A 26,956-nucleotide genomic window follows, 5' to 3' on the forward strand; every position below is an offset into this window, starting at 1 on the left:
TCATCGCGTCAGCGTTTCGCACCGGGTTCGGGCACTCCGACCCAGGTAAGATAGGGGTCGGGCTTTACCGGTTCGGGCGCCTGCCAAAAAATATGGAATTTGCCGTCCGCGCCGCAGCGCGCCAGTTTGGGCGTCAGCCAGGCATGATTGTTATCCGCATCGATTCGGGTTGCGCCGTTGGGAGCCATGAAAACATCCTCGTAGGCCGCCTGGCGAACCAGCGCCACATCATCGCTGCCGCAGCGCGTAATGGCATTCGCCAGCATATGGCCGCCAATCCATGCCGCCTCGGCATCTACCGACGGCGAGCAGTCCTCGCCGAAACGCCGGCGATAGCGCGCCAGGAACTGTGCATTTTCCGGCGTATCTATCGATTGGAAATACACCGCGGAAACCAGGTAGCCTTCCACCGTTTCGGCGCCGACCATATTCACTTCCGCTTCACAAAGGGTCAGGCTAAGCCGCGCGATGGGGTGTGAGCGCAAAAAAGGGTGGTCGGCCGCCATGTCATGCCAGACGCGGTAAAAGCGGTAAGCGGAAATACCTACCAGGGTAACCAACACCACCGGCGGTTTTTTAACGATGATATCCTCTATAATCGCCGCAACCTCGGTTTCCCCCAGCGGCAAGAGGCGGCTGGCGATCATGCGTCCGCCCAGGGGCTCCACGGTTTCGCCCGTAATTCTGTCGATTTCCCAGGACCAGACATAATCGGAACCGATATGATAGATATCCGGCTGGTAGTGCTCAGCGACGTATCGAATCATCGGCAGGACATGCTGGTTGGGCGCCGCGCCGAGATAGATCACATTATTGCTGCTTTCGAACCCCTCATAGCGCGCGGTATGCCATAGCAGGGCGTTAGCCCCCTCAACCAGCGGCAGGATCTGCTTGCGCGACGCCGACGTATAACATCCGACGATATGCCTGACGCCGTGCCGGTAAAGCAATTCATGGCAATAGTGATAATAGTTTTCCAGGTTGCAGGCCGGGTCGAAAATCACCGGCGCCAGGGTAAATGGCAAGGCGGGGTTGGCGTTAACCTCTTCAATGGCCAACAGGATGCCGTTAAGCATTTCCCGTCCAATGACGCCGTACTGGCCCGAGACGGAATAAAGAATACCGATCGGAATCGGTGACTCCCGCCGGCCGCGGTATGGCCGCGGATGTATGGCCGTAGTGAGCATCGCGTCTCCTTTTATTATGCGGTTTCACCGGGCTGGCAACGGATTAAATCCGGATAAAAATGCGTTTGGCGCATGGCCACCAGGTCCTTGCGCCTTACGACATTGGTGGGATAAGTACTGTCGAGATTACGGGTGTCCACATCTTCAATGACCACGTCGCCGGCTCCCACCACCAGGGATTCGCGCCGCGGCCAGAGGAAGGTATCCGGTCCGAAGATACCGCTGGGCAGTACCGGCAGCGACTCGCTGCTATCCTGGGCGTTGGCGAACGCCAGATACACATTATTTTCCCCGGCACGGACCCTGGGCAGCAGCCAATGATAGGGACTGGCGCCGGTGGCGATGGGGTAGTTATGCGGGATACGGGTGCCGGTATGCGCTCCGGCTGCCGGGGCGTTCAGCGCTGCGGGGCAGGCGATGATATCGCAGCCGCGCAGGGCCAGTATGCGGCCGGCCTCAGGGAAATTAAGATCGTGCCCCAACAGTAGTCCGACCCGGCCGCAGGGCAGGTCTATCGCAACCCACTCGTTGCCCTCGGCGGCCCAGGCGGCGTCTTTGGCGGTTAAATGGATCTTGCGATAGCTGCCGATGACGCCCTGCGGACCGACGGCCAGCGCGGTATTGTAAAACGCCCCTTCTTGCGAGGCCTCCACCAGCCCGGCTACCAGGGTTAAACGGTGGCTAACCGCCAGACGCATTAGCGCGAGCACCGCTTCGCCGTCCAGCGTCAGGGCAGACTGCGGGCCTCGATATTCACCGCTCAGCGCCAGCTCGGGCAGTACCAGCAGTTCTGCCCCTTGCCGGCTGGCGCGGTCGGCCAGACGGGTGATAACGGCCAGATTGCCGGCCACGTCATCGCCAGGCGCGAATTGACCGACGGCAATACGCGAGCATTTACCGGCCGGCAGGGGGCGCATGCCGTACAGTCGGAAAAAGTCCAGCGGGTTCCAGGCATAGCTGTTGTTCATCAGCTCTTTGTACAGCGCCGGCCGGCGCTGCCGGATCAACGCGCCCGGACGGGATGCGCGCCTGATGGTGCCGCTGACCAGGCCGTCGCCGCAGTCGCGCCAAGCCTGTATATGACCGTCCGGCTCGATGATGCAGCTGCCGCCGCTGAATTGCACGCCCCGTTCCAGGCCCCAGCGGTTGCTCTCGATGAGATAACAGCCGTTCTCATAGGCTCGGTTAATCCAGTAAGGTGCGGGGGTGCGCTCGGCCAGCCAATTGCTGATATGGCAGATGACATCTGCGCCGTGGATTCCCGCCAAACGGGCGGTTTCAATAAAATGGATATCCATGCAGATCAGCAGCGCAATATTTCCGATGGGCGTACTGAACACCGAATGACCCAGATCGCCGTTGGCGGCCCACTTAGGTTCGGAAATATAAGGGTGAGTTTTTCGATGTTTGCCGATGACCCCTTCAGGACCGATAAGTACCGCTGTATTGTAATAAAGCCCGTTAACGGCGTCCTCTTCCGGTAATCCGATCACCAGATAGCAATCGTAGCGCCGGGCCAGTTCGGCAAAAAGGCCGGTAGTGGCGCCGGGAACGGGTTCAACATAGGGCGCCACTTCTTCGCGATCCTGCCAGCAATAGCCGGTGGTGCCCATTTCCGGCATTACCACCAGACGCGCGCCCTGTCGTGCGGCCTGTTCCGCCAGGTCCAGCAGGCAGCGGATATTCTCTTCTTTATGGAATAACCTTGGCTCAAACTGAATGGCCGCGACGGGGATTGGTTCAGTGCTCATAGTAAAACTCCAGGATTATCTAAAAATACTCGGCGCGTGATGTCAGCGTCCAATGGCCCCGGCAATGCGTTCAATTCCGTCAGGATAAAAAAAAGCCCCGCTAACTCAGAGAGCTAGTGGGGCATCTTTGCCGGTTCTGTTTGTTTGCATGAAAAGCACGCCGTCCGCTTAACGGCTGCCGTTGATAATAAGTTAAGCAGGAACTATGCCAAAAAAATTTATTGATATAAATCAATAAAATGTCATATTTCTGTTTTGTCAATGGACCGGTATGGCGCCCTGAAAGCGCTTTTGCAGTGCAAAAATGGGGCTGTCCGCACCAAAAGAAGGCGAAGGACGCCGTAATACAGCCAAGGATGGGTAAATTGCTTTTTTTTACTCCGTTCAATTTCTTTTCCGCAGGGGATGCCCGATAATACCGCCCCGGTTGCAACCGGGATATCAGGAGACCCTATGTTTTATCCCCTCGTTAAACAGGCGTTATTTCAGCTCGATCCGGAACGCGCCCATGAATTCACCTTTCAGCAGCTGCGCCGAATTACCGGCACACCCTTTATGGGGCTGGTGCGCCAATCGGTACCCGTCAAAACGGTCAGTTGCATGGGCATAACTTTCAAAAACCCGCTGGGGCTGGCCGCCGGACTGGACAAAGACGGTGAGTGCATCGATGCCCTCGGCGCCATGGGATTTGGGTTTATCGAAGTCGGTACGGTGACGCCGCGTCCGCAGTCCGGTAATGATAAACCGCGCCTGTTTCGTCTGGTGGCGGCCGAGGGGTTGATTAATCGGATGGGGTTTAACAATAAGGGTGTTGACTATCTGGTTGAAAACGTTAAAAAATCTCATTATGACGGCGTATTGGGCATTAATATCGGCAAAAATAAAGCCACGCCGGTAGAGCAGGGCAAGGATGATTATCTCTATTGCATGGAAAGAATATATCCCTACGCGGGATATATCGCGATAAATATTTCTTCACCCAACACTCCCGGGTTGCGGACGTTACAATTCGGCGAGGCGCTGGACTCACTATTGCTGGCCATAAAAAATAAACAGGCCGAATTGAACCAGTATCACCACAAATATGTCCCCGTTGCGGTGAAAATAGCCCCCGACCTGACGGATGAGGAGCTGTGCCAAGTGGCCGATAGCCTGGTGCGCCATAATATCGACGGCGTGATCGCCACCAATACCACCACCGGACGGGAGTTGGTCCAGGGTTTGGAACATTGCAATCAAGCCGGCGGCTTGAGCGGTCGCCCGCTGCAATCACGCAGCACGGAGGTGATACGGCGTCTGTCCCTGGAATTAAACGGCAAATTACCCATCATTGGCGTGGGCGGCATTGACTCTTTGGTGGCGGCGCGGGAAAAAATAGCCGCGGGCGCATCGCTGATTCAAATATATTCCGGGTTCATTTTTCACGGTCCGCAGCTGATTAAAGATATTCTTACTCATATTTGACACTTTTTTGTAATTTAATGGCCTTTGGGGTTTATTTATCCCTTAGGCTCGTTTATCTTTTATCTGGTTGCTGTTCATGGTTTGGTGGATTTTATTTCCAGGCCCCAAAGGAAGACCAGATATTGCTTAAGCGATTGCGACGTGAAAGGATTAAATATGAAATTCACACCCGGCGATAATTGGCGTTGGTTCTTCGATGCCGAACACGATCGGATGATGCTGGATCTCGCCGACGGTATGTTATTCCGTTCTCGCTTCTGCGCTAAAATGCTGATTCCCGATGCTTTCAGCGAGTCGGTTTTTTGCGTGGATGACGCCGCCTTGTACTATACCTTCGCCGAAAAGTGCCGCGGGCTGCCGTTAAAAGAAGAGCAGCGCGCCGAATTGATTCTCAACGCGCTGACGGCGCTACGCTTCCTTAAGCCCGTCATGCCCAAGAGCTGGCATTTCCTGCCGCAGTCAACGTCGTCGGACTGGCAGCCGGTCACCGGTGATGATGTCCTGGTGCGCTTGCAGGAAAACGGCGAATACGCCCGTATGCTGGTGGCGGAAGCCGGGGATAACGCCAGTTTGTGCGTATTGGCGCAGCAGCAGCTGAGCGTTGCGTCGCGGCAGATGGTATTGGGCGATGTCATCAAGATCATGCATGACCGGCTGATGCCTTATCCCCAGCAGGATGAAATCCGCTATGCCGCGGCGGTTTAACCCGCCTGCGCCAAAGGGCCCTATCCCAAGCGGAGATCGGTTTTGGGCATGCAGCTGCAGGTCAGTATCTTGCCCGGTTCGCCGATCGCGCTGGCGGTCAAAGGGGTGACCTCTCCCGCCAGCAGCCGGACCTTGCATGTGCCGCACAAACCGGCCCGGCAGGAATAGGGTATGCGTATGTTCTGCTGTTCCAATTGCTCCAGTAAAACTTGCCGATTGTTGCCGGTGAAGGTTTGCCCCCGATAGTCAATGGTTACGCTGTATTCATCACCCGCCGGCGCCGCGCCGGTTTCTTCCGCCGCCGGGCTGCCCCCGTAACGGCGGGGCGTCTGTTCGGTGAGTATCTCCACCTCGGCGCCCACCCGGATAATACCGCTGCCGCGGGCCAACAGATTCTGGCCGAAGTCCACATCGCCGTTCTCGGCGGTCCGGTAGCTTTTTAACGTGCGCAGTGGTTCGGCGGCAGGATGCCTGCGGCCCTGTTCGACGCTGACGGTGGTCAATACACAGCGTCCGCAGGGTTTTACCACCTCAAACGGCACTTCGCCGATCCTGAGGGTGTGCCACCGGTCTTCGGCATAGGGCTCGGCTCCGGCCACCACCAGGTTCGGCCGGAATTGCGTAAGTTTGATGCCGGCGGGACAGCGCCGCTGTAAATCACCGAAAGAGGCTTCGTTTATCAAGAGGTAAGGATAACCGTCGGCAAACGACAGCGGAACGCGGGGATGGGCTTTCACCCGGCGATGGCTTTGGGCGCCGGTCCAGCGTAGCTGTACCGGGTGGCCTATATAGCCGCTTAGCCAGTTATTGATGGCCTCGGGGGCGATATAGGCGGTAAAATGATTGCCCCAGACCTCCGTTGGATGCGCGTCGGCGGTAAAATCCTGATAGCAGGCCATGGCGCTTTGCCCGTCCGGTGCGCTAATATGCAACCCGTTTTGTACTATCACCGGTGTGAACAGGACCATTTGCGGATATTGCCGGGCGGTAATAAAGGTGCCGTCGGTTTCGGTCAGCATGAACGTCCGGTCCCCCGCCAGTCCTTCAGCGCGGGCCAATGCGTAAGAGAGTTGTAAACCACGCATAGATTTAACCGGATGAATATATAATCGCGATAAACTTACCATTTTTGCCTCCCTGCCGGACGACTCAGTTGGGCCAACTTTATGACAACGGGTCGGGATTAGCTATAATGCGCAACGAATTTCTTTTCAGATGATAAGCGACATGATGAATGCACTCTTTGCCAGTACGGCACAAGGTTTGGAAGAACTGTTAAAAAGCGAGCTGGAAGCACTGGGTGCCCTGGAATGCAAAATCGCCCTCGGGGGCGTGCATTTTCGCGCAGACCACCGGCTGCTTTATCGGAGCCTTCTTTGGAGCCGTCTGGCTTCGCGCATTCTATTGCCGCTTAATGAATTTGAAGTGAAAAGCGACAGCGACCTCTACAGGGGGGTACAAGAAATTGACTGGCCGGCGATTTTTCCGGTGGAGAAAAACTTTGCGGTGCATTTCAGCGGCACCAACGACGCTATCCGCAACAGCCAGTACGGCACGTTGAAAGTCAAAGACGCCATCGTCGACCAATTCACCGACGCGGTGCAGCGCCGGCCGGATGTGGCCAAACAGCAGCCTGATATCCGGGTACAGGTTTACCTGCATCGGGATCGCGCCGTCGTATCGCTGGAGCTCAGCGGCGGGGGACTGCATCAGCGCGGTTATCGCGACAGCGCCGGGCAGGCGCCGCTGAAAGAGAATTTGGCCGCCGCCATCGTCCTGCGTTCGGGCTGGCAAATCGGTACGCCGCTGGTGGATCCCATGTGCGGTTCCGGTACGTTGCTGATTGAGGCGGCCCTGATGGCGGCCGATCACGCGCCGGGGCTGCTGCGCCGGCAGTGGGGGTTCGATGCCTGGCTCGGCCACGATGAAATCCTCTGGCGGACGGTACTGGAGGAGGCTCGGGAACGCGCGCGTCTCGGCCTGGCACAGGCGGTCCCGTTATTTTTCGGATCGGACAATGATGGCCGGGTGCTTGAGAAGGCCCGCGCCAATGCCCGCCATGCCGGTATCGCCGGGCTGATTTCGTTTTCGGTCAACGACGTCGCCAATTTGGTGAACCCGCTGCCGGAAGGTCCGGTGGGTACCCTGGTGAGCAATCCGCCCTATGGCGAGCGGCTGGAGAGTGAGCCGGCGCTTATCGCCCTGTACAACCAGCTTGGCCGGGCGGCGAAAAGCCACTTCGGCGGCTGGCGCCTCTCGCTGTTCAGCGCCTCGCCGGCCTTGCTCAGCGCGCTGCAGTTACGCGCCGAGCGGACGTTTAAAGCCAGGAACGGGCCGCTGGAGTGCGAGCAGAAAAACTACCTGCTGGCTGAAGTCCCAAGCGTCATGGCTTCCCGCGGTATCGCGGAGGATTTTGCCAACCGGCTGCGTAAAAATATCCGCAGCCTGGAAAAATGGGCCGCCCGCGAGCATCTGGATTGCTATCGGCTGTACGACGCCGATCTGCCGGAATACAACGTGGCTATCGACCGCTACAGTTCCTGGGTGGTGATTCAGGAGTACGTGGCGCCGAAAACCATCGACCCGGAGCGCGCGCGGGCGCGGTTGTACGACGCCATCTCCGCTACCCTTGCGGTAACCGGGATTCCCGCGAGCCAGCTCGTGGTGAAAGCCCGAGAACGGCAGAAAGGCAAAAACCAGTATGAGAAGCTGGCGCAAAAAGGCGAGTTCCTGCTGGTGGATGAATATGACGCCAGGCTGTGGGTGAACCTTACCGACTATTTGGATACCGGCGTCTTTCTTGACCACCGCATCGCCCGTAAAATGCTCGGCGAAATGTGCCGCGGCAAGGATTTCCTCAACCTGTTCGCCTACACCGGCACCGCCAGCGTCCATGCCGGTATCGGCGGCGCCCGCAGCACCACCTCGGTGGATATGTCCCGCACCTATCTGGAGTGGGCGGAGAAAAATCTGCGCGGCAACGGCCTCACGGGCAAGCAGCATCGTCTTATCCAGGCGGATTGTCTTTCCTGGCTGCAGCTTTCCCAGGAAAGCTTCGATGTGATCTTTATCGATCCGCCGACATTTTCCAACTCAAAACGCATGTCGGAGAGCTTCGACGTGCAACGTGACCACCTGCTGCTGATGCAGGATCTGAAAAGATTGCTCAGGCCGGGCGGTACGATAATGTTTTCCAACAACAAACGCGGTTTCCAATTGGATACCGAGGGCTTACAGGCTTTGGGTCTGGCCGCGGAGTCCATTACCGAGCGTACGCGTTCGCCGGACTTTGCCCGGAATCGCCATATACATAATTGCTGGCTGATAAGCCATGCCGATCGGGATCAATAAACGCCATGTCATTAATCAGTCTTTCCGGCGCCTGGTTGTCCTTTAGCGACGCACCGCTGCTGGATAATACCGAGCTTCATATTGAACGCAACGAACGTGTCTGCCTGGTGGGGCGCAACGGCGCCGGCAAGTCCACCCTGCTGAAAATCCTCAGCCGCGAAGTGCCGCTGGACGACGGACAGCTTATTTTCGAACAGGATACGGTGGTTGCCCGCTTGCAACAGGATCCGCCGCGCAATGTCACCGGCACCGTGTATGATTTCGTGGCCGAAGGGGTGCAGGCACAGGCGGAAATTCTCAAAGCCTATCACACCATTTCCCATCTGGTGGAGCAGGATCCCAGCGACAAAAACCTGATGGAGATGGGCCGGCTGCAAGAGATGCTGGATCATCAGAATCTGTGGCATCTGGACAAACGCATCACCGAGGTGCTCGAACAGCTGGGCCTGGTCGCCGATACCGAATTATCGGCGCTCTCCGGGGGCTGGCTGCGTAAAGCGGCGCTGGGCAGGGCCCTGGTGTGCGATCCGCAAATCCTGCTGCTGGATGAGCCCACCAACCATCTGGATATCGAAACCATCGATTGGCTGGAAACCTTTCTGAAAAGTTTCACCGGCAGCATTATCTTCATCTCCCATGACCGTTCCTTTATTCGCAGCATGGCGACGCGCATTGTCGATCTGGACCGCGGCAAGCTGGTGTCATGGCCGGGCAACTACGATAAGTATCTGGCGGGAAAAGAGGAAGAGCTGCGGGTGCAGGAACTGCAGAATGCTGAATTCGACCGCAAACTGGCGCAGGAAGAGGTCTGGATCCGTCAGGGCATCAAGGCACGCCGTACCCGCAACGAAGGCCGCGTCAGGGCGCTCAAGGCCTTGCGTCAGGAGAGGAACGAGCGGCGGGAAGTGCAGGGCACCGCGAAGATGCAGGTGGAAGAAGCCAACCGCTCCGGTAAGATCATCTTCGAGCTGGAAGATGTCAGCTACCGGCTGCAGGATAAAGTCCTGATCAGTCATTTCAGCACCCAGGTATTGCGGGGGGACAAGATTGCCCTGATCGGTCCGAACGGCTGCGGCAAAACCACCTTGCTCAAGCTGATGCTCGGTCAGCTGGAAGCCGACAGCGGTCGTATCCAGCGCGGCACCAAGCTTGAAGTGGCCTATTTCGACCAGCATCGCGCCGAGCTGGATCCCGAACGCACGGTCATGGACAATCTGGCGGAAGGCAAACAGGAAGTGATGGTTAACGGCCGTTCCCGCCACGTGCTGGGCTACCTGCAGGACTTCCTCTTTCATCCGAAACGCGCGATGACCCCGGTAAAAGCCTTGTCCGGGGGGGAGCGTAACCGCTTATTACTGGCTAAACTCTTTTTGAACCCCAGCAATCTGCTGATTCTTGATGAACCTACCAATGACCTGGATGTGGAAACCCTAGAACTGCTGGAAGAAATGATTGACGGCTATCAGGGCACCGTTTTACTGGTGAGCCATGACAGGCAGTTCGTGGACAATTCGGTCACCGAGTGCTGGATTTTCGAAGGCGACGGCGTGATAAGCAGCTATGTCGGCGGCTATTTCGACGCGCAGGAACAGCGCCGCAACCGGCGCGCGCTGCGTACGGCTCCGGCGCCGGCGGTGGAGAAAACCCAGGCCTCGGCCCCGAAAAACCAGGGGCCGAAACGCGTAAGCAAGTTAAGTTACAACCTGCAGCGCGAACTTGAGGCGTTGCCGCAGCACATCGAGCGTTTGGAACAGGAAGTGAGCGATTTGCAGGCACAAATAGCCAGTCCGGATTTTTTCAGCCAATCCCATGAAACGACCCAGGCGGTACTGGCCGCCATGGCCGCCGCTGAACAGGCGCAGGAGCAGGCATTTGCCCGCTGGGAAGAACTCGAGGCGCTGAAAAACAGCAAGGAGTAAGCGCCGCGAGCCGGGAGTGAAATCGAATAAGCCATCCAAGGGGTATGCATGTGTTCTGCCGTTCATAAAACGCGATACGTACTTTGCCCGCACTGTGATTTATTGACTACGCTGCCCGTCCTGAAGGATGGGCAGAAGGGCATCTGCCCGCGCTGTAAAAATACACTGATGAGCCGCTGGGACAATCCCCGGCTGCAACCGGTGGTATTTGCCATCAGCGCCTTGATTATGCTGCTACTGGCTAACCTGTTTCCGTTTGTGAACATGAAAGTCTCAGGCCTCGGCAACCAGATCTCCCTGCCGGTCATTCCCCAGGTCATGGTGGTGGATCACTTCTCCTTCCTGGCTTTTTTGTTCCTGCTTTTTGTCCAGGTTATCCCCGCCCTGTGCATGGCAAGCATTATTTTATTATGCCTGCAGGTCCATATGTCATTCAGGACGCGGGCATTTTTGGCGAAAACGCTTTTTGCGCTGCGCGCCTGGGGCATGGCGGAAATTTTCCTGGCGGGGGTACTGGTGAGCTTCGTCAAGCTGATGGCCTATGGCGATATCGGCGTCGGGCTCAGCTTTTTGCCGTTCTGTTTATTCTGCATCCTGCAGCAGCGGGCATTTCAATGCATCGACCGGCGATGGTTATGGGACAATATCATGCCGATGGATTCGCCGGTCACCGCCTTTAAAATCGGCACCAGCGGCCTGTCGCAGAATATCCGTGCCTGTCCTTGCTGCACGCTCATTCTTCCGGCCGGACAGCCTGTCTGCCCGCGCTGCCGTACCCGCGGCCGTCCGCGCCGGCGCCACAGCCTGCAGTGGACCATGGCGCTGCTGATAACCTCGCTGCTGCTCTATATTCCCGCCAATATTCTGCCCATTATGATAACCGAAGGCTTAGGCAGCCGGCTGAATTCCACGATTATCGCCGGGGTCATATTGCTGTGGGACGACGGTTCCTATCCGGTGGCGCTGGTGATTTTCATCGCCAGCATCATGGTGCCGGTACTGAAAATGATTGCGCTTTGCTGGCTATGCTGGGAAACCCAGGGAAAAGGCAAGGCCGATAGCGAGCGGATGCATACGATTTACGAAATGGTTGAGTTTGTCGGACGCTGGTCAATGATTGACGTCTTTGTCATAGCGGTACTGTCGGGCCTGGTGAGAATGGGCCAGTTGATGAGTATCAGGCCGGGTATCGGGGTCGTGCTGTTTGCCATGGTGGTGATGATTACCATGGTGGCCGCCCATACCTTCGATCCGCGTCTGCTTTGGGACCGTGTGGAGAAAAACATGCAAAAGGAGTCTACCGTTGACTGAAAATAATTATAACGTCGCCGATATCGAAAAAATCAAACGATGGTCGCCGGTGTGGATTATCCCCATTGTGACCATCCTTATCGGTGCCTGGATCCTTTATTACCATTTCAGTCATCAAGGTAAGGTCATCACGCTTGTCACCACCAGCGCCGAAGGCATTGAAGCCGGAAAAACCGCCATCAAAAGCCGCAGCGTGGACGTGGGCATCGTGGAGAGCGTGGTGCTGAGCGATAATCTGCAGCAGGTTGAAATCAAAGCGCGCATTAACAACGGCATGGAAAAGCTGCTGCGCCGCGACTCCGCTTTCTGGGTGGTTAAACCCCAAATCGGGCGGGAAGGGGTTTCGGGGCTGGGGACGTTGTTATCAGGAGCCTATATCCAGTTGCAGCCCGGCAACGGCACGGAGAATGCCACAACCTTCACCCTGCTGGATGCTCCGCCGCTGGCCTCGCCGGATGCCAAAGGCATTCGGGTGGAATTGGACAGCCAGCAATCCGGACAGCTAAATGCCGGCGATCCGGTACTGTTCCGCGGTTTTCGCGTCGGCACGGTGCAAACCAGTTATTTTGATCCCCAAAGCCGCAAGATGCGCTATCAGCTGTTTATCGATGCGCCCTACGACAGCCTGGTGACGAATAATGTCCGTTTCTGGAAAGACAGCGGCGTGACGTTTGATATGTCGGCGCAGGGCATGCGGGTGGAAATGGGCTCCCTGACGACGCTGTTCAGCGGCGGCGTCAGTTTTGATGTGCCCACCGGTTGGGAGCTGGGCGAAAAAGCCCACGAATATCAGGCGTACCAGTTATTTGATAACAAAAACTCCATTGCGGATTCGTTATACACCATACATAAAGACTACGTGCTGTTCTTCAGCGATTCCATTCGCGGGCTGCAGCCGGGGGCGCCGGTTGAATTCCGCGGCCTGCGTTTGGGCACCGTAGCCCAAGTGCCGTTTTTCACCACCGCGGTTAATCAGACCATCAATGACAACTATCTGGTGCCGGTGATGATCCGCATCGAGCCGGAACGGTTCGCCAGCAAGCTGGGGGCGAGCTTTGATATCAACGCCCGGCTGATGCAGGCGGAAGGGCGCGGTTTGCGCGCCGCGCTCAAAAGCGCCAATCTGCTCACCGGCTCGCTCTACGTGGATCTGGATTTTTATCCACAGTCGAAATCCTGGGTAGGGCCTAAGGAAGTTGAAGGCTATCCGGTTTTACCCACCACCAGCGCCGGATTAGCGCAAATTCAGCAAAAACTGATGACCACCCTGGATAAAATCAACGGCCTGCCCCTCAATCCCATGATAAACGAGGCAACCAAAACCCTGGCGCAAAGCCAGTCCACCCTGCGTGAACTGCAGCAAACGTTGAAATCGGTCAATACCCTGACCCAAAGCCCGGCGATGCAGCAGCTGCCGCAGGATATGCAGCAGACGCTGCGTGAGCTGAATACCAGCATGAAGGGCTTCCAGCCCGGTTCCCCGGCCTATAACAAGATGGTGGATAATATGCAGCGCCTGGATCAGGTGCTGCGTGAGCTGCAGCCGGTGCTGCGTACGCTGGACAATAAAAGCAACGCCTTGGTCTTCGGGGCCGATAAAGGTAACGACCCAACGCCTAAGAGGGCTAAAAAATGAGAAAAGGTATTCTATTGGCGGCGCTGATGCTGCTGGTGGCCTGTAGCGGCGCCAGCGACAAACGCTATTATCAGTTGCCGGCAGCGGCGGATGCCCAGCCCCTCCAGTCGTCATCCCGCACGGCTACAGGCCATCTGTGGCTTTCACGGATCAACCTGTCGGATTTCCTGGCGGGCAACGGCGTGGTCTACCAAACCAGCGACGTTCAGTATGTTACCGCCGGCAATAATCTCTGGGCCAGCCCCTTGCAGCAACAGTTGCAGCAAGCCATGGTGGCCAATTTGAGCAATGCCTTGCCCGGCACGCTGGTCTCCGCCAGTCAGATTTCCGGTGAGCAGGATCAATTGGAAGTGGATATCACCGGCTTTCATGGCCGTTACGACGGCAAGGTGGTTATCCGCGGCGAATGGCGGCTTACCCATAACGGCACGGTGAGCCGGTTCCCCATCAATGTGGTCTTGAAACAGGATCAGGACGGCTATGACGCCCTGGTCAGGACCCTGGGGCAAGGGTGGCAACAGGTGTGTCAAAATATCGCAAAGCAAATATCCGCTTTGCGGTAATAACGAATCGTTCTAAAGCGCCGGCACCGTTGCCGCGCCCGGTGTAAATGGGGTGAAAAGGGCGGTGCTTTAGTGGGTAATCAGTGGTTTACCCTGACGGCCGCCTCGCTTGGCGGACAAAAAATATCGTCATTATGCCTAATTGTCATGACGTTTATGTGAAATGTTGCATTGATCTCGAGCCGATTTATCGCTAAAGATAAAGTGTAATCACCACCCAGTGGTTACCGTTTTCTTACCATTTTCTTTCCACCAGACAAGATGAGGAAAACATGGCATGAAGAGACAAAAACGAGATCGCCTCGAACGTGCACATTCGCGTGGTTATCAGGCAGGATTATCCGGACGATCCAGCGAGTTATGTCCATATCAATCTCTGGATGCACGGTCTCACTGGTTGGGAGGTTGGCGAAAGGCCATGGAGGATAGATCGGTAACAGTATGATCGATCTGTCAGCAAAGGGATTGACCTCCGCATTCAGCGGAGGTTTCATTTCAGGGGTATCAAAATGACGTGGTGTCTTTGAACAGTCCGACTTTCAGATCGCTGGCGGTATAGATGACATGTCCGTCGCACAGCACTTCGCCATCCGCCAGGCCCATCACCAAACGGCGGTTTACCACGCGGCGGAAATGGATGCGATAGGTCACTTTTTTTGCCGTAGGCAGGATTTGTCCGGTAAATTTCACTTCACCCACACCCAGCGCCCGGCCCTTGCCCTCTGCGCCAAGCCAGCCGAGATAGAAGCCCACCAGTTGCCACATGGCATCTAATCCCAGGCAGCCCGGCATCACCGGATCGCCGATAAAATGGCAACCGAAAAACCACATATCCGGATGAATGTCCAATTCGGCTTCCACATAGCCCTTATTATGGCTACCGCCGTCTTCGGTCATTTTAACCACCCGATCCATCATCAGCATATTCGGCGCGGGCAGCTGCGGGCCCTCTTTACCGAACAGTTCTCCGCGACTCGAGGCAAGCAGGTCTTCTCTAGTATAGGATTCGCGTTTATCTACCATGTTTATTCAAACCTTTATTAATGAATCACGCACGTTAACTCACCGTTTTACCCGGCACAACCCCGGCTAACTCTGGTTAAACCAGTTCAGCCAGCGGAATCCCCAAGGTAAGCGTAGGCGTTCGTGCTGATTGATATAAGCGATACGCTCGCGTATTGAAGCAATCAAATTGGGTTTCTGCTCGTGATCGTAAGGTATCCCGGTCAGCAATTCCAACGCCTCATCAATAGTCTCCACCGGCCAGATATGGAATTGTTCATCCCGTACCGCGTCGACCAACTCTTCATGCAGGCATAAATGGCGCACATTGGCGGCGGGCATAATCACGCCCTGGGTTCCATCGAGCCCGCGGTTCCGGCACAGGGCGAAAAAGCCTTCGACCTTTTCGTTGACGCCGCCGATGGGCTGCACCCGGCCGAATTGATCCACCGACCCGGTAACCGCGATCCGCTGCACGATAGGCTTGCCGGACAGGGCGCTTATCAACGCGCTGAGTTCCGCCAGCGAAGCGCTGTCGCCATCCACTTCACCATAGGACTGCTCAAACACCAGCGACGCGGAGAAGGGCAGCTGTTGATCCAGCTCCAGCGACGCCATGAGAAATGCCTGCATGATCATCATGCCCTTAGCATGAAGATTTCCGCCCAGTTCAGCTTTACGTTCCACATCGTTAACTTCCCCGTCGCCCAAATGCACCACGCAGCTGATACGCGACGGCTCACCGAACGGCAAGGGGTGACCGGGGAAATCCATGACCGACAATGCATTCACCTGGCCTATCATCGCGCCGTCGGTTTCCACCATGATCTGCCCTTCGGCAATCTCATCCTGCATGCGCTCTGTCAGGTAGCTTTCACGCCAGATACGGGTACGATTGCTGTCGGACAGCGCCTGGGCATTAATGACATCCTGCTCGGCGTACTGGGCCGCCTCCCTGATGCGCCGGGTCAGCCATTGAGGGCACAAAGGCAGCTGATACTGATCGCCGCTATAGCGAACCGCCTGCCGGATCAACTCCGGCCAGGCTTCCGCGGCCAGGGGCGGCATCGATTGTGCTTGCAATAAACTGTTTACATAATCGCACCAGTTTTGCATGTCTTCCGTTTGGGTGACCTTCAGCTCCGACTCGAACTCGCCATACAGCGCCAGCTTGGTCAAACCGGGTTCCAGATCGTTCAAATCCGCCAGCGATTCACGATCGCCGATGACTATCAACCGCAGGTCCAGCGGCATCGACGGGATCGAAACCGGCAGCGGGCGGGTTTCATCCAGCGCCAGCCAGTCAAAACGCTGCTGCAAAATCATCTGTTTAAGACGCAGCCACATCAGCGGCTGGCTCACCAGGGCGCTGGCGCCCAGCATCAGCACTCCGCCATTGGCTTCGTGTATTTTACCCGGTTGCAAATCGATGACGTCGCGGTAATTCCTGACACAGCCGAACAGCTGCTCGTTCTCAATCCAGGGCTGGTAAATACATTTGCCGCGTCCGGCAAAATTATCCCCCGGCTCAACGGCGGCTTGAATTTTTATTTCATTGCCCGCGATGATATAACGACTGCCCGCCAGAGGCTTATCCTCGGGCAGGGCATTGTCCACCATGCGGGAAATGAGCCGCAAATACTCCTCGTCCTCCTGCGCGGTCAGCAACATAAAACGGCTGGGCGTCATAGGGTGGCAGAACTGAATAAGGCCGTCCATCAAACGCATCTGCAACGATTCCAGGGGTGCAGACAAGGGCTGGTAGGGCTGGGCAAATACCGCCGTAAAAGGCGTAAGATCTGGAACTAAATATTTCCATTCTAATTGTTTAATGGTCAAAGTATTCGGTAACGTCGCTATTCAGGGAAACGGTGATTATACAAGAATTTCACTCTACGAGCTTCATGCATCTTTCAATGAACGAATATTCTGAGGCGATCCGGGTTTAACTTGTCTGAAAATCAGTCAAAATATGACGTTCGTAGGGGAATTAGGCGGGGAAACTGTTATTATCTAGCTAACGTTACACGGTCACGGGTGCATGTACCATGAAATATCAGCAACTCGAAAATCTGGAAAGCGGGTGGAAGTGGACGTATCTTGTTAAAAAACACCGTGAAGGCGAGCGCATTACGCGGCATGAAGAAAACAGCGCCGCGGAGGAAGCGGTGGAAGCGCTGATGCTTTTCGAGCATCAAGCCGACAATATTCTTCTCTGGATTCGTGAGAATATGAATCCGGCTCTTGAAAACCGGATGAAACAAACCATCCGGGCACGCCGCAAGCGGCACTTCAACGCTGAACACCAGCATACCCGCAAGAAATCCATTGACCTTGAATATCTGGTTTGGCAGCGTCTGGCTGCTTTGGCGCAGCGGCGGGGCAATACCCTGTCGGAGACCATAGTAAACCTGCTTGAAGACGCCGAGCGTAAAGAAAAATACGCAACCCAGATGTCCTCTTTGAAACAGGATTTGAAAGCTATCCTCGGCGAGGATCGCTAAGCCGCCGCAGTTCAAGCCCGATGCCTTTGAGCAGGGCGGCGAAACGGTATCGGCAGGCAATTACAGTATAAAAAAAAACCCCGCCATGGCGGGGTTTTTGCAATTTCATAAGAACTTAAGATTGCGGCTGTGTAACCACTTCTTTGTAGCCCTTCACTTCGATCTCTACGCGACGATCCGGTGCCAGGCAAGTAATCAAAGCAGCACGGCCCTTCACGTTATCACAGGTGTTGCCGGTGACAGGATTCGATTTACCCATGCCGCGAGCGGAAATCTTGTCGGACGGGATACCCTTGGAAATCAGGTAAGTCACGACGCTTTGCGCACGAGCCTGAGAAAGTTTCAGGTTATACTGTTCTGAACCGATACGGTCGGTATAGCCCAGGACTACAACGGAACCGTCTTTCGGATCCAAGGAGCTCAACTGGGAATACAGTTGATCCAGGGCCTGTTGACCTTCCGGCTTCAGAGTGGACTTGTTGAAGTTAAACAGTACGTCTGAACGCAGTGTGAAATGCTTGGTTTGTACAACCGGGGCCGGAGCCGGGGCCGCAGGAGTCACGACCGGAGCCGGAGTACCCTGACCGAAGCGGTAAGAAACGCCCACGCTCAGCAAGCCATTATCAGGACGCGCGCCGACAGTGCTGGCATCGCCGATATTGTTGACCCACTGGTAATCAAGACGGGTTGCCCAGTCCTGGGTGATAGCGTATTCAAGACCAATAGCGGCCAACGGGGAAACACCGGTATCGTGATCGCTCAGGCGACCGGCAGAACCGTTGTCGTAGTTGGCTTTCGAATCAGCACGCCAAACCATGCCACCCAAACGGGTGTAAATGTCCAAATCGTCGGTAAGCGGATAGCTGAGTTTAGCTGCCAGCGAAATACCTTGGGCCTTAAACGCACCGTTGTCCACGCTGCCTTTGTAAGCCATGCGGCCTAGCCAGTCATAGCCCAGTTCAAACCCTAAATACGGATTTGCCTGATAACCGAGAAAAGCACCGGCACCTAACTGTTCGTTACGGGTAGGACCATTGCCGATACGGTTATCATAACCATTACCGTAAAAACCGGTATCATGGTAAGAGGACCAGCCCAATTTACCACCGGTGTACCAGGTGTTATCTTGGGGAGCGGCTTGCGCTACGGTTGCGAAACCCGCCAATGCCACTGCAAGTGCGATAGCTGTCTTTTTCATTCTTTGCGCCTCGTTATCATCCAAATAGGCAATGAGCTCTTAAAGCTAATTTAAAAAATCCATTGCCAGAGTCAGTGCTCCGCGTTTAAACATCGCCATTCAACAGGCGTTATAGAGCAACCCTGGCGAATTAAAGTCTACAACGAAGTGGGAAACTTACAAGTAAGATGTAGTAAGCCGCTAATAAAAAACAGCGTTTCGTGTATGTTTCATTGACCGAAATCGTGACAAAGTGATAGCCGCTCACGGCACTGGAATGGCTGGCGACCCGCATATATACTGGAGTGAGGCAAATTTAAAGGGATTTTGTCTTCCGTGCTGACACCCTTATTGAGATAAATCTTAAAATTAGTCAATGATAGCGCGAAGAATGAATTTTTAGCCCTGAAAACTGTCCAGAGGACCGGTTAGTCTCGTTTTGAGGATACATAATGAACCCGTAAGACCCCCCTTGTTGCGCGGCATCGCGCAGTCGACGCTTCTCATTGTCCGTCAATTCTTCAGGAAACCAGCCCAGGATTACGCTGTAATTTCCCGTCAATAATGCTTTCTCCATCGCCGCAACGGTATCGAAAGCCGTAGGTTGACGCAATTGCACCATTTTTTCCAGCGGCAGGCCCGACTGCATCAGCCAGGGGCGGCTCAATTTGCGTGACGAGGTCAGCCACAGCAGCCAGCGTGACTGGGTTCCCAATTGCCGCAGCAACGGCAAGAGGATATGTCCCACCATGGGCTGATCTTCAAAATAAACCACTTCGCTGATAATACCTTTGGCCATGGAGAGCGAGGAATCCTCCGATACGTTTTCCTCCTGGATCGTTTGGCCGAAATGACGTGCGGCTTGAAGTTGAGTGTGCATGGAATGTACGCCCCTGGTTAACTGTATATAAATACAGTATCCGGGTTCGGGATGAAAATCAACCGGAATTTTAAGCAGCCTCGCAAAAATCCTCCTGACAGGGCGCCTGCGGCGGATTAAGTTGAAAACCACATGGAAAATACTGTATTTTTAAGTAGTTGCACGAATAAAGAGTAGGGACTCTCAACACAATAACACGGAGCATTTGATGGAAACGGCATATAAACAGCGGATTTCACAGGCAGTACCTTTCTTCGCGCCGCTGGGCGTTATCACCACCCGATCGCAATTCGGCGGCTACAGTATCTGCGCCGATAAGGTGATGTTCGGGCTGATACTGGATGGCGAGCTTTATCTTCGCGGCACCCGGCAAAGCGAACACGTTTATCTCGCCGAAGGCATGCAAAAACTCATCTATACCAAACGGGGCGTTCCGGTATCGTTGAATTATTATCATGTGAACGAAGAGCTGTGGCTAAAGGGCGATAGACTGCTGGTCCTGGCCGCCCAGTCCCTTGATGAGTCAAAACACGATCGGCGTGAAAAAACCTCCAGCCCCAGGCTGAAGGATTTGCCCAATATCGGCCAGGGTATCGAGCGGCTGTTATGGAAAGCCGGCATACAGGATATCGAATCCCTGCGCTGCTATGGCGCCAAGAGCAGCTACCTGAAACTGCGCGCAATTAAACAAAACCTGAGCGTCAAGGTGCTGTTCGCCCTGGAGGGCGCATTGTCCGGCCACCACTCAGCCGCATTGCCCCCGATGCAGCGCAGTGAATTGCTTGAATGGTTTGAGCGGCAATCCTGCCGCTAGCGCCGCCGTCCGCCGCCGTTCCGGCGACGGCAGCTAAGCCGGTTTGAATCGGGTTTCAACATCCTGTTTGCGCGCTATCAGTTCAGGCAACAGTTCAAGCAACAGGCCGATTTGCTGTAGTACCAGCTGTTCCCTGGCTTCCGGCTCCGGCGCGATATGCTGGATGCGATCAATCAATTGATCCCGTTCCTGATTCACCCGCAGGGACAATTTATCCTGATATTGCAAGGCGTCGTCCACATAACAAGCGGCATCGTCCAGCACCTTCAGCAGCGCCGCCGAGGACATTTTTTCGCGATGGGCTCCCAGGGTGGAAATATAGCTCAGGAAGGTATGATTCAGACAAAGCAGCCGGAACGCCAGGTCCATCACCGCACCGGGCGTTCTGGATTCCGCCGCCATATTTGACACCACCGAGGCCAGCTCGGCGTCCTTGTTATGGGCGTCACGCCGGGCAATCCGGTAGTCCAGGCGATTATCCTTGCCCTGATGGTACTGCACCAGGATGGCATCCAGATAACGGCAATTGGCGAAAAGACTGTTATTCATTACCGCGGGCAGACGGCGAAAACGCCAGTCCGGCCAGATAAAACTCACCGCCGCCCAGGCGATGGCGCAGCCGACAAAGGTATCGAATACCCTGGGCAGCGCCACGTCGAACCCTTCCCCCAGCAAATTGAAGCATAGCATCACCAGCAGGGTAATAAACATGGTGGCCTGGGCGTACTGCCTGTTGCGAAAGGCAAAGAATAACGTGCCGCTGAGCACGATGAGGACCAGTTGCCCTTCGGTTGAAGGAACAAAATAGAGGATGGGCAGGCTCAGCAGGATGCCGCCGAGGGTGCCGATAATCCTCAGCGCCAACCGTCTTCTGGTGGCCTGGTAGTTGGGCTGGCAGACAAACAGGCTGGTGAGCATAATCCAGTAGCCATAATGCAGTCCGCTTAGCTGGATAAACGCGTAACCGACGCACAGTACCAGGGACATTCGCACCGCATGGCGGAACAGCGCCGATTCCGGACTGAGATGGCTGCCGATACGCGATCGGATATCGCTGAACCCGGTCAGCTTATCGTCCGCGAGATTATTTTCTTCCGGGTTATTGCGGGCTATCGCCTGTTCAGATTCGATGGTGGCCAATTGAGCGTCGATGGCGCGCAGATTATTCAGCAGATTTTTAAGCCCCTTGACCTGCCCCGGCCCGGCCCCGCGATCGATTGCCGCGTCCAGATGGCTGAAGGCGCGCTCGAAACGCTGGTCATGCTCATATTTCTGATGCAACAAAATAGATTGTGAAAGGGTGTCGCAGGCGCGGGCCTGCATAGCCAGCAGCCGCTGGAAACGAAACAGCACATCGCTGTAGCGCAGTTGTTCCCTCAGTTGCTGGTACTGCACATGGGATGAGCTGGCCCGTTCGTGAATATCCTGTGCGACAAAATAATAATGCAGCGCGCGTCGGGTGCCGCGTTGCCCGCGATCGCCGCGCAAACGGGTCAATAACGACGACTTGATCTGGTTCATCGCCTCCACGACGTCGCTGTTTGCCATGGCGACTTCAATCAGGGCGCGGTCATCGGCATCCTCCAGATCCGGATCGAACAGATTGGCCTTGGCGTCGAGGTAACGGGCCAGAGCGTGGTAACCATGGGCAAGGTTATCCTGCAGCGGACGGATGGGAAAAAGCATATGACCCAGCAGGGTAAGCACGTTGTACCAGATAGCCCCCGCCAGCAGCAGCGCCGGCTGCAGATACCAGGTTTGGTACATGGCGGCGCCCAGCATGGTATATACCGCTATCAGCAGTGCGCCGAAAGCGATGGTGGCGTATCGCTGGCCCAGCGCTCCTAGCAAAATGAAACCGCAGGTGGATACCGCCAGGCCGATGCCGAACAGCCATGGGTAAGGAAACAGCAGTTCGATGGATACCGCGGCAATGAAAAAACTCACCAAGGTGATCAGCAAATTGCGCAATCTGCCGCTCAGCCGATCGTCCAAATCCGTTAACGCCGCGGCCACCACCCCCAGCGTCAACGGTATGGTGAGGGTTGCCATATTGAACCACCAGGGCAAAAGCGCCGCGCCGGCCAAGGCGATAAAAATCCGTACGTTATAGCGCCAGCGGCTATCAAAAGCCAGGCGGCGAAATCCGGGTGCTACACTTCCCACTGCATGTCCTTATATTGGCGTTAACGATAGCGGCGTCGGTCGGGATTGATATGCAATTCTTCAGCCAGCTCCACCGGTACCACCCGCTGGCCCACCGGCCAGAGGGCGATGGCCGCCAGTTTGAAATGGGCGATGCCCGGCGGAATACCGATAATGGTCAGGCATTGGCCGATGCCGGTGACGATATGCGATAGACACAGCCACCAGCCGAAGAGCACCAGCCACAACAGATTCAATAGCGTGCCGCCGGATGACAAGACCACATTGCGGTTCTCAGGATAGAGTATGTCCACATGAACGGTGGTATTGCCAAAGGGTACCAGTGAGTATTTGGTTATCTCCCAGCATGAACGGGTGAAGGGCCAGGTGATGATGAGTATCAGGCTTACGACAGTGGCCAGCAGCCACCCCAGGGTGGTAAAAAAACCACCTAAGATAAAATTGAGCAAATTAAGTAAAGTACGCATTATTCCCATTGTCTGTTTTTGCAGGTGTGGAGGTTGTTTCGGTAGGCTACCACAGTAGAATGAAGACTATTCTACCCTGATTTCCAGGCCGGGGCAGAACAAGTTAATATGGGTAGCAGACCCCCTTGCGTCTTAACGAAAAGGAATCGCGGCAACCCTATGGAACTGAAATCGACTTCCCTCGGCAAGCATCTGGCACAGCATCCCTATAATCGGGTGCAATTGTTACACGCCGGCGTCGAGGTCAGCGGCGATAAGCACCATTACATCATTCCCTTTAATGAAATTCTGGCCATTCGCTGCAAGCGGGGAATTGTCTGGGGCGAGCTGGAGTTCGAATTGCCCGGGGCGAAGGTAGTTCGTCTTCACGGCACGGAGTGGCAGGAAACGCAGCGGTTTTATCACCACCTGCAAAAAAGCTGGCTCGATTGGAGCCGTGATATGAGCGAAGTGTGCGCCGATGTGCTCCGCCAGCAGGTGATAGCCATTGAACAGGCCGCGGCCCGGGATCAATGGTTCCAGGCGAGCCGGCTGGCGGCGCTGCAAGACAGCATCCGCGAGGCGTTTGCGTCTTTGCCGTTGCCGCTGGCGCGCCTGGAGGAGTTTGAACACTGCCGCGACAACTACCGCCTGTGCCTGAAATGGCTCGAGCAGGGCCCGGCGATGGCGCTGCGCTGCAACCAGCAGTGGACGAATAACATGCTGGAACAGCATAAAGACTATTTTGATACCGTCGAAAGTTCTCCCCTTAATCTTACTCAAAGCCGCGCGGTGGTTAACGGTGAAAACGCCCTGCTGGTGCTGGCGGGCGCCGGCAGCGGCAAAACCTCGGTGCTGGTGGCCCGCGCCGGCTGGCTGTTGAGACGCAGGGAAGCCGATCCGGAGCAAATACTGATGCTGGCCTTCGGGCGGCAGGCGGCGGCGGAAATGGATGAGCGTATCCGGTTGCGCCTGCGGGTGGAGGGCATCCGATCCTGGACTTTCCATGCCCTGGCCCTGTTTATTATCCGGCAAGGCAGTAAAAAGGCGCCGGCCATAAGCGCTTTGGAGAGTGACGGCCCGGCGCGGCGAGCATTATTGATAACGCAATGGCGCCAGCAGTGTAGTGAGAAAAAACCCCAGGCAAAAGGCTGGCGGCAACTGATCGTCGAGGAACTGGGATGGGACGTCCCGGAAGGGGAGTATTGGCAGGACGAACGGCTGGCACAGCGTCTGGCGCCCCGTATCGAGCGATGGATCGGCTTGATGCGCATGCACGGCGGCACCCAGGCGGAAATGATCCAGCTGGCACCCGATGATTTACACGATGTCTTTCAAAAACGTATCCGCCTGCTGTCGCCATTGCTGAAAGCCTGGAAACAGGCCCTTAAAGAGGAAGGCGCAGTGGATTTTGCCGGACTGATGCACCAGGCGGTGGATATCTTGCAAAAAGGCCGGTTTATCAGCCCTTGGAAACATATCCTGGTGGATGAATACCAGGACATATCCCCCCAGCGCATAAAGTTATTGGAAGCGCTATGCCGGCAGAATCGCCGAACGTCGCTGTTTGCCGTCGGCGACGATTGGCAGGCCATTTATCGTTTCAGCGGCGCCGAGCTCTCCCTGACCACCGGCTTTACCGAACGTTTCGACGCCGGAGCGCAGTGTGCCCTGGATACCACCTATCGTTTCAACCAGCGTATCGGTGAAATCGCCACGGCGTTTGTGCTGCAAAATCCCTATCAGCTCAAAAAAGACCTGAATAGTTTGACTAAAGGCACCAAAAAATCCGTTTTGATCCTGCCCGACTCTCAACTTGAGACGCTACTGAATAAGCTCAGCGGCTTCGCCCTGCCCGCGGAACGGATCCTGATACTGGCCCGCTACCATTATCTGCGGCCGTCCCTGCTGGATAAAGCGGTAACCCGCTGGCCAACCCTGAATATCGATTTTATGACCATGCACGGCAGCAAAGGGCAACAGGCGGATTACGTCATCATTATCGGTATGAATGAGGGCAAGGACGGCTTCCCCGCGGCGGCGCGTGAAACCGTGTTCGAACGGGTCTTGCTGCCGCAGCCGGAGGATTTCCCCGATGCCGAGGAGCGGCGTCTGCTGTATGTCGCCCTCACCAGGGCAAAGCAGCAGGTATGGTTGCTGCACGATCCCGGGCAGCCGTCGGTATTTATCGAGACATTAGCGCAGTTGGGCGTGCCTAAAGTACATAAACCTTGATGAGCCGGACGGTTGCAATCACCGTCCGGAGCCGGTTATTGCAAACGGTCGGTGAGATAACGCTGGTAATCGGGGATTTCGATTTGAATCTCGCCGCTGAATAATGCGGAGCTTATTAATAAATCTGCGGTTGAACGATTGGTGGCCACGGGAATATTCCACACGGTCGCCAGCCGCAGCAACGCTTTTACATCGGGATCGTGCGGTACGGCATTCAATGGGTCCCAGAAGAAAATCAATACATCGATTTTGCCTTCCGATATCAGTGCTCCCACCTGCTGATCGCCTCCCATCGGTCCGCTCAACATACTGTGCACCGGCAGTCCGGTACTCCTCTGCACCAGATTCCCGGTAGTCCCGGTGGCGTAAAGGGTATGCTCCGCCAGAACGGGCTTATTGATCTCGACCCAGTTGAGCAACGATTGTTTGCAGTGATCGTGAGCGACCAAGGCAATATGTTTGCGTATGGCGATGGTACGGGTGATTGACTCCATATACTTTCCTTTAATGAAATTTACGCTGTCTATAGACTATCGAAAGTCGATTTCACTGCAAACCATTTAATGCTGACTCTGGTAATGACACGCGCTCAGTCCAGCCACTGGGGACGGGTACTTGACCCGGAGGGCAAAAACCAGAAACGCAACATTTGCTCGATATGGGCGGCGGTGCTGTTCTGAAGGGGAGACGCAATCCATGCATCCGCGGCCGGGCTCTCATTGGGAGCGGGAAGCCGAGGCGGCATTGGCAACGTGGCGCCATACTCTCTCTCGTGATGCCGCAGAGCCGCCATCACCCCCTCATTGCCCACCGGCAAGCGGCTGTAAGCCGCATTCACCGCCGCATCATGTTCATCCAAAAGTGTTAGCACCGGCAGGCTGATAAAATGATCAATCTCATCGCGGGTGGTGAGCGGCGGCAGCCGGAACCGCAAGCGATGTGCATTCCAGGTATCGAACAGCACAATCAGGTAGAACGGTCGATAAATTCCCAGCCTATCATAGTCATGGTAAGCCCTGCGATTCAGGGTGAATACCAGTTGGTGCCCGCCCTGGGCTAACTCAAGGCTGCCGGCGCCGCGTAACAGTATGCTATTCACCGGCGTACCGTCGACTATCAATAATTCCATGGCCTGCGGCAATTGCAGAGTCGTCGCTAACGCGGGCAGGCCCGTAAAGAGGCTTATCCCGATAACAATGACGCGCAAAAAATTCATTATGTTCCCTCGCCGGATATCATTGACTACTTATATATTTAGAATGTACATAATAATATTTTTGTAGTATTTATTCACAAATATTTTTATTTTGAAATTATTTGATTAACCTTAATTATCTTGCTTTTTTCACCGCTGGTATACACTTAATCAACAAGTATGAAACCGGAGAAACGTCATGACCGATACCGACATTGCCGACATTTTGACGTCCGTGAAGACGATTGCCCTGGTGGGGGCCAGTGAAAAGCCTGCGCGGGCCAGCCACGATGTCATGGCTTATTTACTTGAACAGGGCTATCAGGTTTTCCCGGTTAATCCCATACTGGCGGGGCGTGAGATCCTGGGGCAACGGGTCTACGCCGATCTGGCGAGTATACCGGTTAAGGTGGATATGGTGGATATCTTTCGGCGTTCAGAGGCGGTGTATGACCTGACCCAGGAGGCCATTACCATTGATGCCAAGGTATTATGGACGCAGTTGGGCGTAGTGAACGAACAGGCGGCGGTGTTGGCGAAAAATGTCGGTATGAAGGTTGTGATGGATCGCTGCCCGAAAATCGAGATCAGGCGGCTGGGGCTGGCGAAATGAATATAGAGTTACGCGGGCGGGGCCGCCCGCGTCTAGT

Annotated in this window: 23 protein-coding genes; 12 read left to right on the forward strand and 11 right to left on the reverse strand. The window is 55.5% G+C overall.

The features are described from left to right. Positions 1-8 precede the first annotated feature (8 nt). Complete coding sequence (locus ACL2XO_RS09820; protein ID WP_413742613.1) at positions 9-1,187, reverse strand: transporter substrate-binding domain-containing protein; 1,179 nt, start codon at positions 1,185-1,187, stop codon at positions 9-11. Positions 1,188-1,201: 14 nt separating this feature from the next. Further along, positions 1,202-2,938, reverse strand: a complete 1,737-nt coding sequence (locus ACL2XO_RS09825; protein WP_413742614.1) for a nitrilase-related carbon-nitrogen hydrolase — start codon at positions 2,936-2,938, stop codon at positions 1,202-1,204. Positions 2,939-3,391: 453 nt separating this feature from the next. Here ACL2XO_RS09825 and pyrD point away from each other — a divergent pair, with 453 nt between their 5' ends. Both pyrD and ACL2XO_RS09835 read left to right on the forward strand, forming a co-directional pair. Next, the gene (pyrD, locus tag ACL2XO_RS09830; protein WP_413742615.1) at positions 3,392-4,402 is read left to right on the forward strand and encodes a quinone-dependent dihydroorotate dehydrogenase; all 1,011 of its coding nucleotides are present in this window, start codon (positions 3,392-3,394) and stop codon (positions 4,400-4,402) included. Positions 4,403-4,558: 156 nt separating this feature from the next. Further along, positions 4,559-5,107 carry a cell division protein ZapC gene (locus tag ACL2XO_RS09835; protein WP_413723811.1) on the forward strand — a complete coding sequence of 183 codons (549 nt, stop codon included), beginning with the start codon at positions 4,559-4,561 and terminating at the stop codon, positions 5,105-5,107. A 20-nt stretch (positions 5,108-5,127) separates the two neighbouring features. Here ACL2XO_RS09835 and ACL2XO_RS09840 read toward each other — a convergent pair whose 3' ends face one another. Further along, positions 5,128-6,234 (reverse strand): YcbX family protein, encoded by a 1,107-nt coding sequence (locus ACL2XO_RS09840; protein WP_413742616.1) that lies wholly within the window; start codon positions 6,232-6,234, stop codon positions 5,128-5,130. Positions 6,235-6,337: 103 nt separating this feature from the next. Between ACL2XO_RS09840 and rlmKL the strand changes: the two genes are divergently transcribed. The 6 genes from rlmKL to rmf all read left to right on the forward strand — a co-directional run bounded on the left by rlmKL (position 6,338) and on the right by rmf (position 14,332). Continuing rightward, positions 6,338-8,458: a bifunctional 23S rRNA (guanine(2069)-N(7))-methyltransferase RlmK/23S rRNA (guanine(2445)-N(2))-methyltransferase RlmL gene (rlmKL, locus tag ACL2XO_RS09845; RefSeq protein WP_413743052.1), complete on the forward strand. Its 2,121-nt coding sequence runs from the start codon at positions 6,338-6,340 to the stop codon at positions 8,456-8,458. 5 nt (positions 8,459-8,463) lie between these two features. Further along, positions 8,464-10,377 (forward strand): ABC transporter ATP-binding protein, encoded by a 1,914-nt coding sequence (locus tag ACL2XO_RS09850; RefSeq protein WP_413723813.1) that lies wholly within the window; start codon positions 8,464-8,466, stop codon positions 10,375-10,377. Positions 10,378-10,425: 48 nt separating this feature from the next. Next, a complete protein-coding gene (pqiA, locus tag ACL2XO_RS09855) occupies positions 10,426-11,688 on the forward strand; it encodes a membrane integrity-associated transporter subunit PqiA (RefSeq protein WP_413742617.1) in 1,263 nt (420 codons plus the stop codon). After that, entirely contained in the window at positions 11,681-13,324 is a 1,644-nt protein-coding gene (pqiB, locus tag ACL2XO_RS09860) for an intermembrane transport protein PqiB (protein WP_203522191.1), read from the forward strand. Before pqiA ends, pqiB begins: the two co-directional genes overlap by 8 nt. Further along, on the forward strand, positions 13,321-13,887 hold the full coding sequence (pqiC, locus tag ACL2XO_RS09865) for a membrane integrity-associated transporter subunit PqiC (RefSeq protein ID WP_413723815.1): 567 nt from the start codon (positions 13,321-13,323) through the stop codon (positions 13,885-13,887). Before pqiB ends, pqiC begins: the two co-directional genes overlap by 4 nt. A 277-nt stretch (positions 13,888-14,164) precedes the next feature. Further along, entirely contained in the window at positions 14,165-14,332 is a 168-nt protein-coding gene (gene rmf / locus ACL2XO_RS09870; protein ID WP_132922608.1) for a ribosome modulation factor, read from the forward strand. Positions 14,333-14,391: 59 nt separating this feature from the next. On the opposite strand, the gene fabA is transcribed toward rmf, so the two are convergent. Together fabA and ACL2XO_RS09880 are read right to left on the reverse strand one after the other, a co-directional pair. Beyond that, positions 14,392-14,910 carry a bifunctional 3-hydroxydecanoyl-ACP dehydratase/trans-2-decenoyl-ACP isomerase gene (gene fabA / locus ACL2XO_RS09875; protein ID WP_132922607.1) on the reverse strand — a complete coding sequence of 173 codons (519 nt, stop codon included), beginning with the start codon at positions 14,908-14,910 and terminating at the stop codon, positions 14,392-14,394. A 66-nt stretch (positions 14,911-14,976) separates the two neighbouring features. Then, positions 14,977-16,728, reverse strand: a complete 1,752-nt coding sequence (locus tag ACL2XO_RS09880) for an AAA family ATPase (protein WP_132922606.1) — start codon at positions 16,726-16,728, stop codon at positions 14,977-14,979. Between the two features lie 209 nt (positions 16,729-16,937). Between ACL2XO_RS09880 and matP the strand changes: the two genes are divergently transcribed. Beyond that, the gene (matP, locus tag ACL2XO_RS09885; RefSeq protein ID WP_132922605.1) at positions 16,938-17,393 is read left to right on the forward strand and encodes a macrodomain Ter protein MatP; all 456 of its coding nucleotides are present in this window, start codon (positions 16,938-16,940) and stop codon (positions 17,391-17,393) included. A gap of 115 nt (positions 17,394-17,508) precedes the next feature. Here matP and ompA read toward each other — a convergent pair whose 3' ends face one another. Together ompA and sulA are read right to left on the reverse strand one after the other, a co-directional pair. Beyond that, complete coding sequence (gene ompA / locus ACL2XO_RS09890) at positions 17,509-18,591, reverse strand: porin OmpA (RefSeq protein WP_132922604.1); 1,083 nt, start codon at positions 18,589-18,591, stop codon at positions 17,509-17,511. A gap of 352 nt (positions 18,592-18,943) precedes the next feature. Then, positions 18,944-19,450, reverse strand: coding sequence for an SOS-induced cell division inhibitor SulA (gene sulA / locus ACL2XO_RS09895; protein ID WP_132922603.1), 507 nt, complete (start codon positions 19,448-19,450; stop codon positions 18,944-18,946). Between the two features lie 208 nt (positions 19,451-19,658). Between sulA and ACL2XO_RS09900 the strand changes: the two genes are divergently transcribed. Continuing rightward, complete coding sequence (locus ACL2XO_RS09900; protein WP_413742618.1) at positions 19,659-20,264, forward strand: TfoX/Sxy family DNA transformation protein; 606 nt, start codon at positions 19,659-19,661, stop codon at positions 20,262-20,264. Between the two features lie 33 nt (positions 20,265-20,297). On the opposite strand, the gene yccS is transcribed toward ACL2XO_RS09900, so the two are convergent. Continuing rightward, on the reverse strand, positions 20,298-22,430 hold the full coding sequence (gene yccS / locus ACL2XO_RS09905) for a YccS family putative transporter (protein WP_413723818.1): 2,133 nt from the start codon (positions 22,428-22,430) through the stop codon (positions 20,298-20,300). A gap of 20 nt (positions 22,431-22,450) precedes the next feature. Beyond that, positions 22,451-22,897, reverse strand: a complete 447-nt coding sequence (locus ACL2XO_RS09910) for a YccF domain-containing protein (RefSeq protein WP_203522185.1) — start codon at positions 22,895-22,897, stop codon at positions 22,451-22,453. A 159-nt stretch (positions 22,898-23,056) separates the two neighbouring features. Here ACL2XO_RS09910 and helD point away from each other — a divergent pair, with 159 nt between their 5' ends. Continuing rightward, on the forward strand, positions 23,057-25,111 hold the full coding sequence (helD, locus tag ACL2XO_RS09915; RefSeq protein ID WP_413742619.1) for a DNA helicase IV: 2,055 nt from the start codon (positions 23,057-23,059) through the stop codon (positions 25,109-25,111). Positions 25,112-25,146: 35 nt separating this feature from the next. Here helD and ACL2XO_RS09920 read toward each other — a convergent pair whose 3' ends face one another. Beyond that, positions 25,147-25,605 (reverse strand): methylglyoxal synthase, encoded by a 459-nt coding sequence (locus ACL2XO_RS09920; protein WP_132922598.1) that lies wholly within the window; start codon positions 25,603-25,605, stop codon positions 25,147-25,149. A gap of 95 nt (positions 25,606-25,700) precedes the next feature. After that, positions 25,701-26,327, reverse strand: a complete 627-nt coding sequence (locus tag ACL2XO_RS09925) for a DUF2057 family protein (protein ID WP_203522182.1) — start codon at positions 26,325-26,327, stop codon at positions 25,701-25,703. Positions 26,328-26,505: 178 nt separating this feature from the next. Between ACL2XO_RS09925 and ACL2XO_RS09930 the strand changes: the two genes are divergently transcribed. Continuing rightward, positions 26,506-26,919 (forward strand): CoA-binding protein, encoded by a 414-nt coding sequence (locus ACL2XO_RS09930; RefSeq protein ID WP_132922596.1) that lies wholly within the window; start codon positions 26,506-26,508, stop codon positions 26,917-26,919. The last annotated feature ends 37 nt before the right edge of the window (positions 26,920-26,956 follow it).

The sequence above is a fragment of the Sodalis sp. RH15 genome (genome assembly GCF_047324255.1).
Taxonomy (GTDB): domain Bacteria; phylum Pseudomonadota; class Gammaproteobacteria; order Enterobacterales; family Enterobacteriaceae; genus Acerihabitans; species Acerihabitans ligni.

What these genes read in the sequence shown, in the direction of transcription:
- ACL2XO_RS09820 (WP_413742613.1), bottom strand. Translation starts at nt 1,187, where the DNA reads ATGCTCACTACGGCCATACATCCGCGGCCATACCGCGGCCGGCGGGAG.
- ACL2XO_RS09825 (WP_413742614.1), bottom strand. Translation starts at nt 2,938, where the DNA reads ATGAGCACTGAACCAATCCCCGTCGCGGCCATTCAGTTTGAGCCAAGG.
- pyrD (WP_413742615.1), top strand. Translation starts at nt 3,392, where the DNA reads ATGTTTTATCCCCTCGTTAAACAGGCGTTATTTCAGCTCGATCCGGAA.
- ACL2XO_RS09835 (WP_413723811.1), top strand. Translation starts at nt 4,559, where the DNA reads ATGAAATTCACACCCGGCGATAATTGGCGTTGGTTCTTCGATGCCGAA.
- ACL2XO_RS09840 (WP_413742616.1), bottom strand. Translation starts at nt 6,234, where the DNA reads ATGGTAAGTTTATCGCGATTATATATTCATCCGGTTAAATCTATGCGT.
- rlmKL (WP_413743052.1), top strand. Translation starts at nt 6,338, where the DNA reads ATGAATGCACTCTTTGCCAGTACGGCACAAGGTTTGGAAGAACTGTTA.
- ACL2XO_RS09850 (WP_413723813.1), top strand. Translation starts at nt 8,464, where the DNA reads ATGTCATTAATCAGTCTTTCCGGCGCCTGGTTGTCCTTTAGCGACGCA.
- pqiA (WP_413742617.1), top strand. Translation starts at nt 10,426, where the DNA reads ATGTGTTCTGCCGTTCATAAAACGCGATACGTACTTTGCCCGCACTGT.
- pqiC (WP_413723815.1), top strand. Translation starts at nt 13,321, where the DNA reads ATGAGAAAAGGTATTCTATTGGCGGCGCTGATGCTGCTGGTGGCCTGT.
- rmf (WP_132922608.1), top strand. Translation starts at nt 14,165, where the DNA reads ATGAAGAGACAAAAACGAGATCGCCTCGAACGTGCACATTCGCGTGGT.
- fabA (WP_132922607.1), bottom strand. Translation starts at nt 14,910, where the DNA reads ATGGTAGATAAACGCGAATCCTATACTAGAGAAGACCTGCTTGCCTCG.
- matP (WP_132922605.1), top strand. Translation starts at nt 16,938, where the DNA reads ATGAAATATCAGCAACTCGAAAATCTGGAAAGCGGGTGGAAGTGGACG.
- ompA (WP_132922604.1), bottom strand. Translation starts at nt 18,591, where the DNA reads ATGAAAAAGACAGCTATCGCACTTGCAGTGGCATTGGCGGGTTTCGCA.
- sulA (WP_132922603.1), bottom strand. Translation starts at nt 19,450, where the DNA reads ATGCACACTCAACTTCAAGCCGCACGTCATTTCGGCCAAACGATCCAG.
- ACL2XO_RS09900 (WP_413742618.1), top strand. Translation starts at nt 19,659, where the DNA reads ATGGAAACGGCATATAAACAGCGGATTTCACAGGCAGTACCTTTCTTC.
- ACL2XO_RS09910 (WP_203522185.1), bottom strand. Translation starts at nt 22,897, where the DNA reads ATGCGTACTTTACTTAATTTGCTCAATTTTATCTTAGGTGGTTTTTTT.
- helD (WP_413742619.1), top strand. Translation starts at nt 23,057, where the DNA reads ATGGAACTGAAATCGACTTCCCTCGGCAAGCATCTGGCACAGCATCCC.
- ACL2XO_RS09920 (WP_132922598.1), bottom strand. Translation starts at nt 25,605, where the DNA reads ATGGAGTCAATCACCCGTACCATCGCCATACGCAAACATATTGCCTTG.
- ACL2XO_RS09925 (WP_203522182.1), bottom strand. Translation starts at nt 26,327, where the DNA reads ATGAATTTTTTGCGCGTCATTGTTATCGGGATAAGCCTCTTTACGGGC.
- ACL2XO_RS09930 (WP_132922596.1), top strand. Translation starts at nt 26,506, where the DNA reads ATGACCGATACCGACATTGCCGACATTTTGACGTCCGTGAAGACGATT.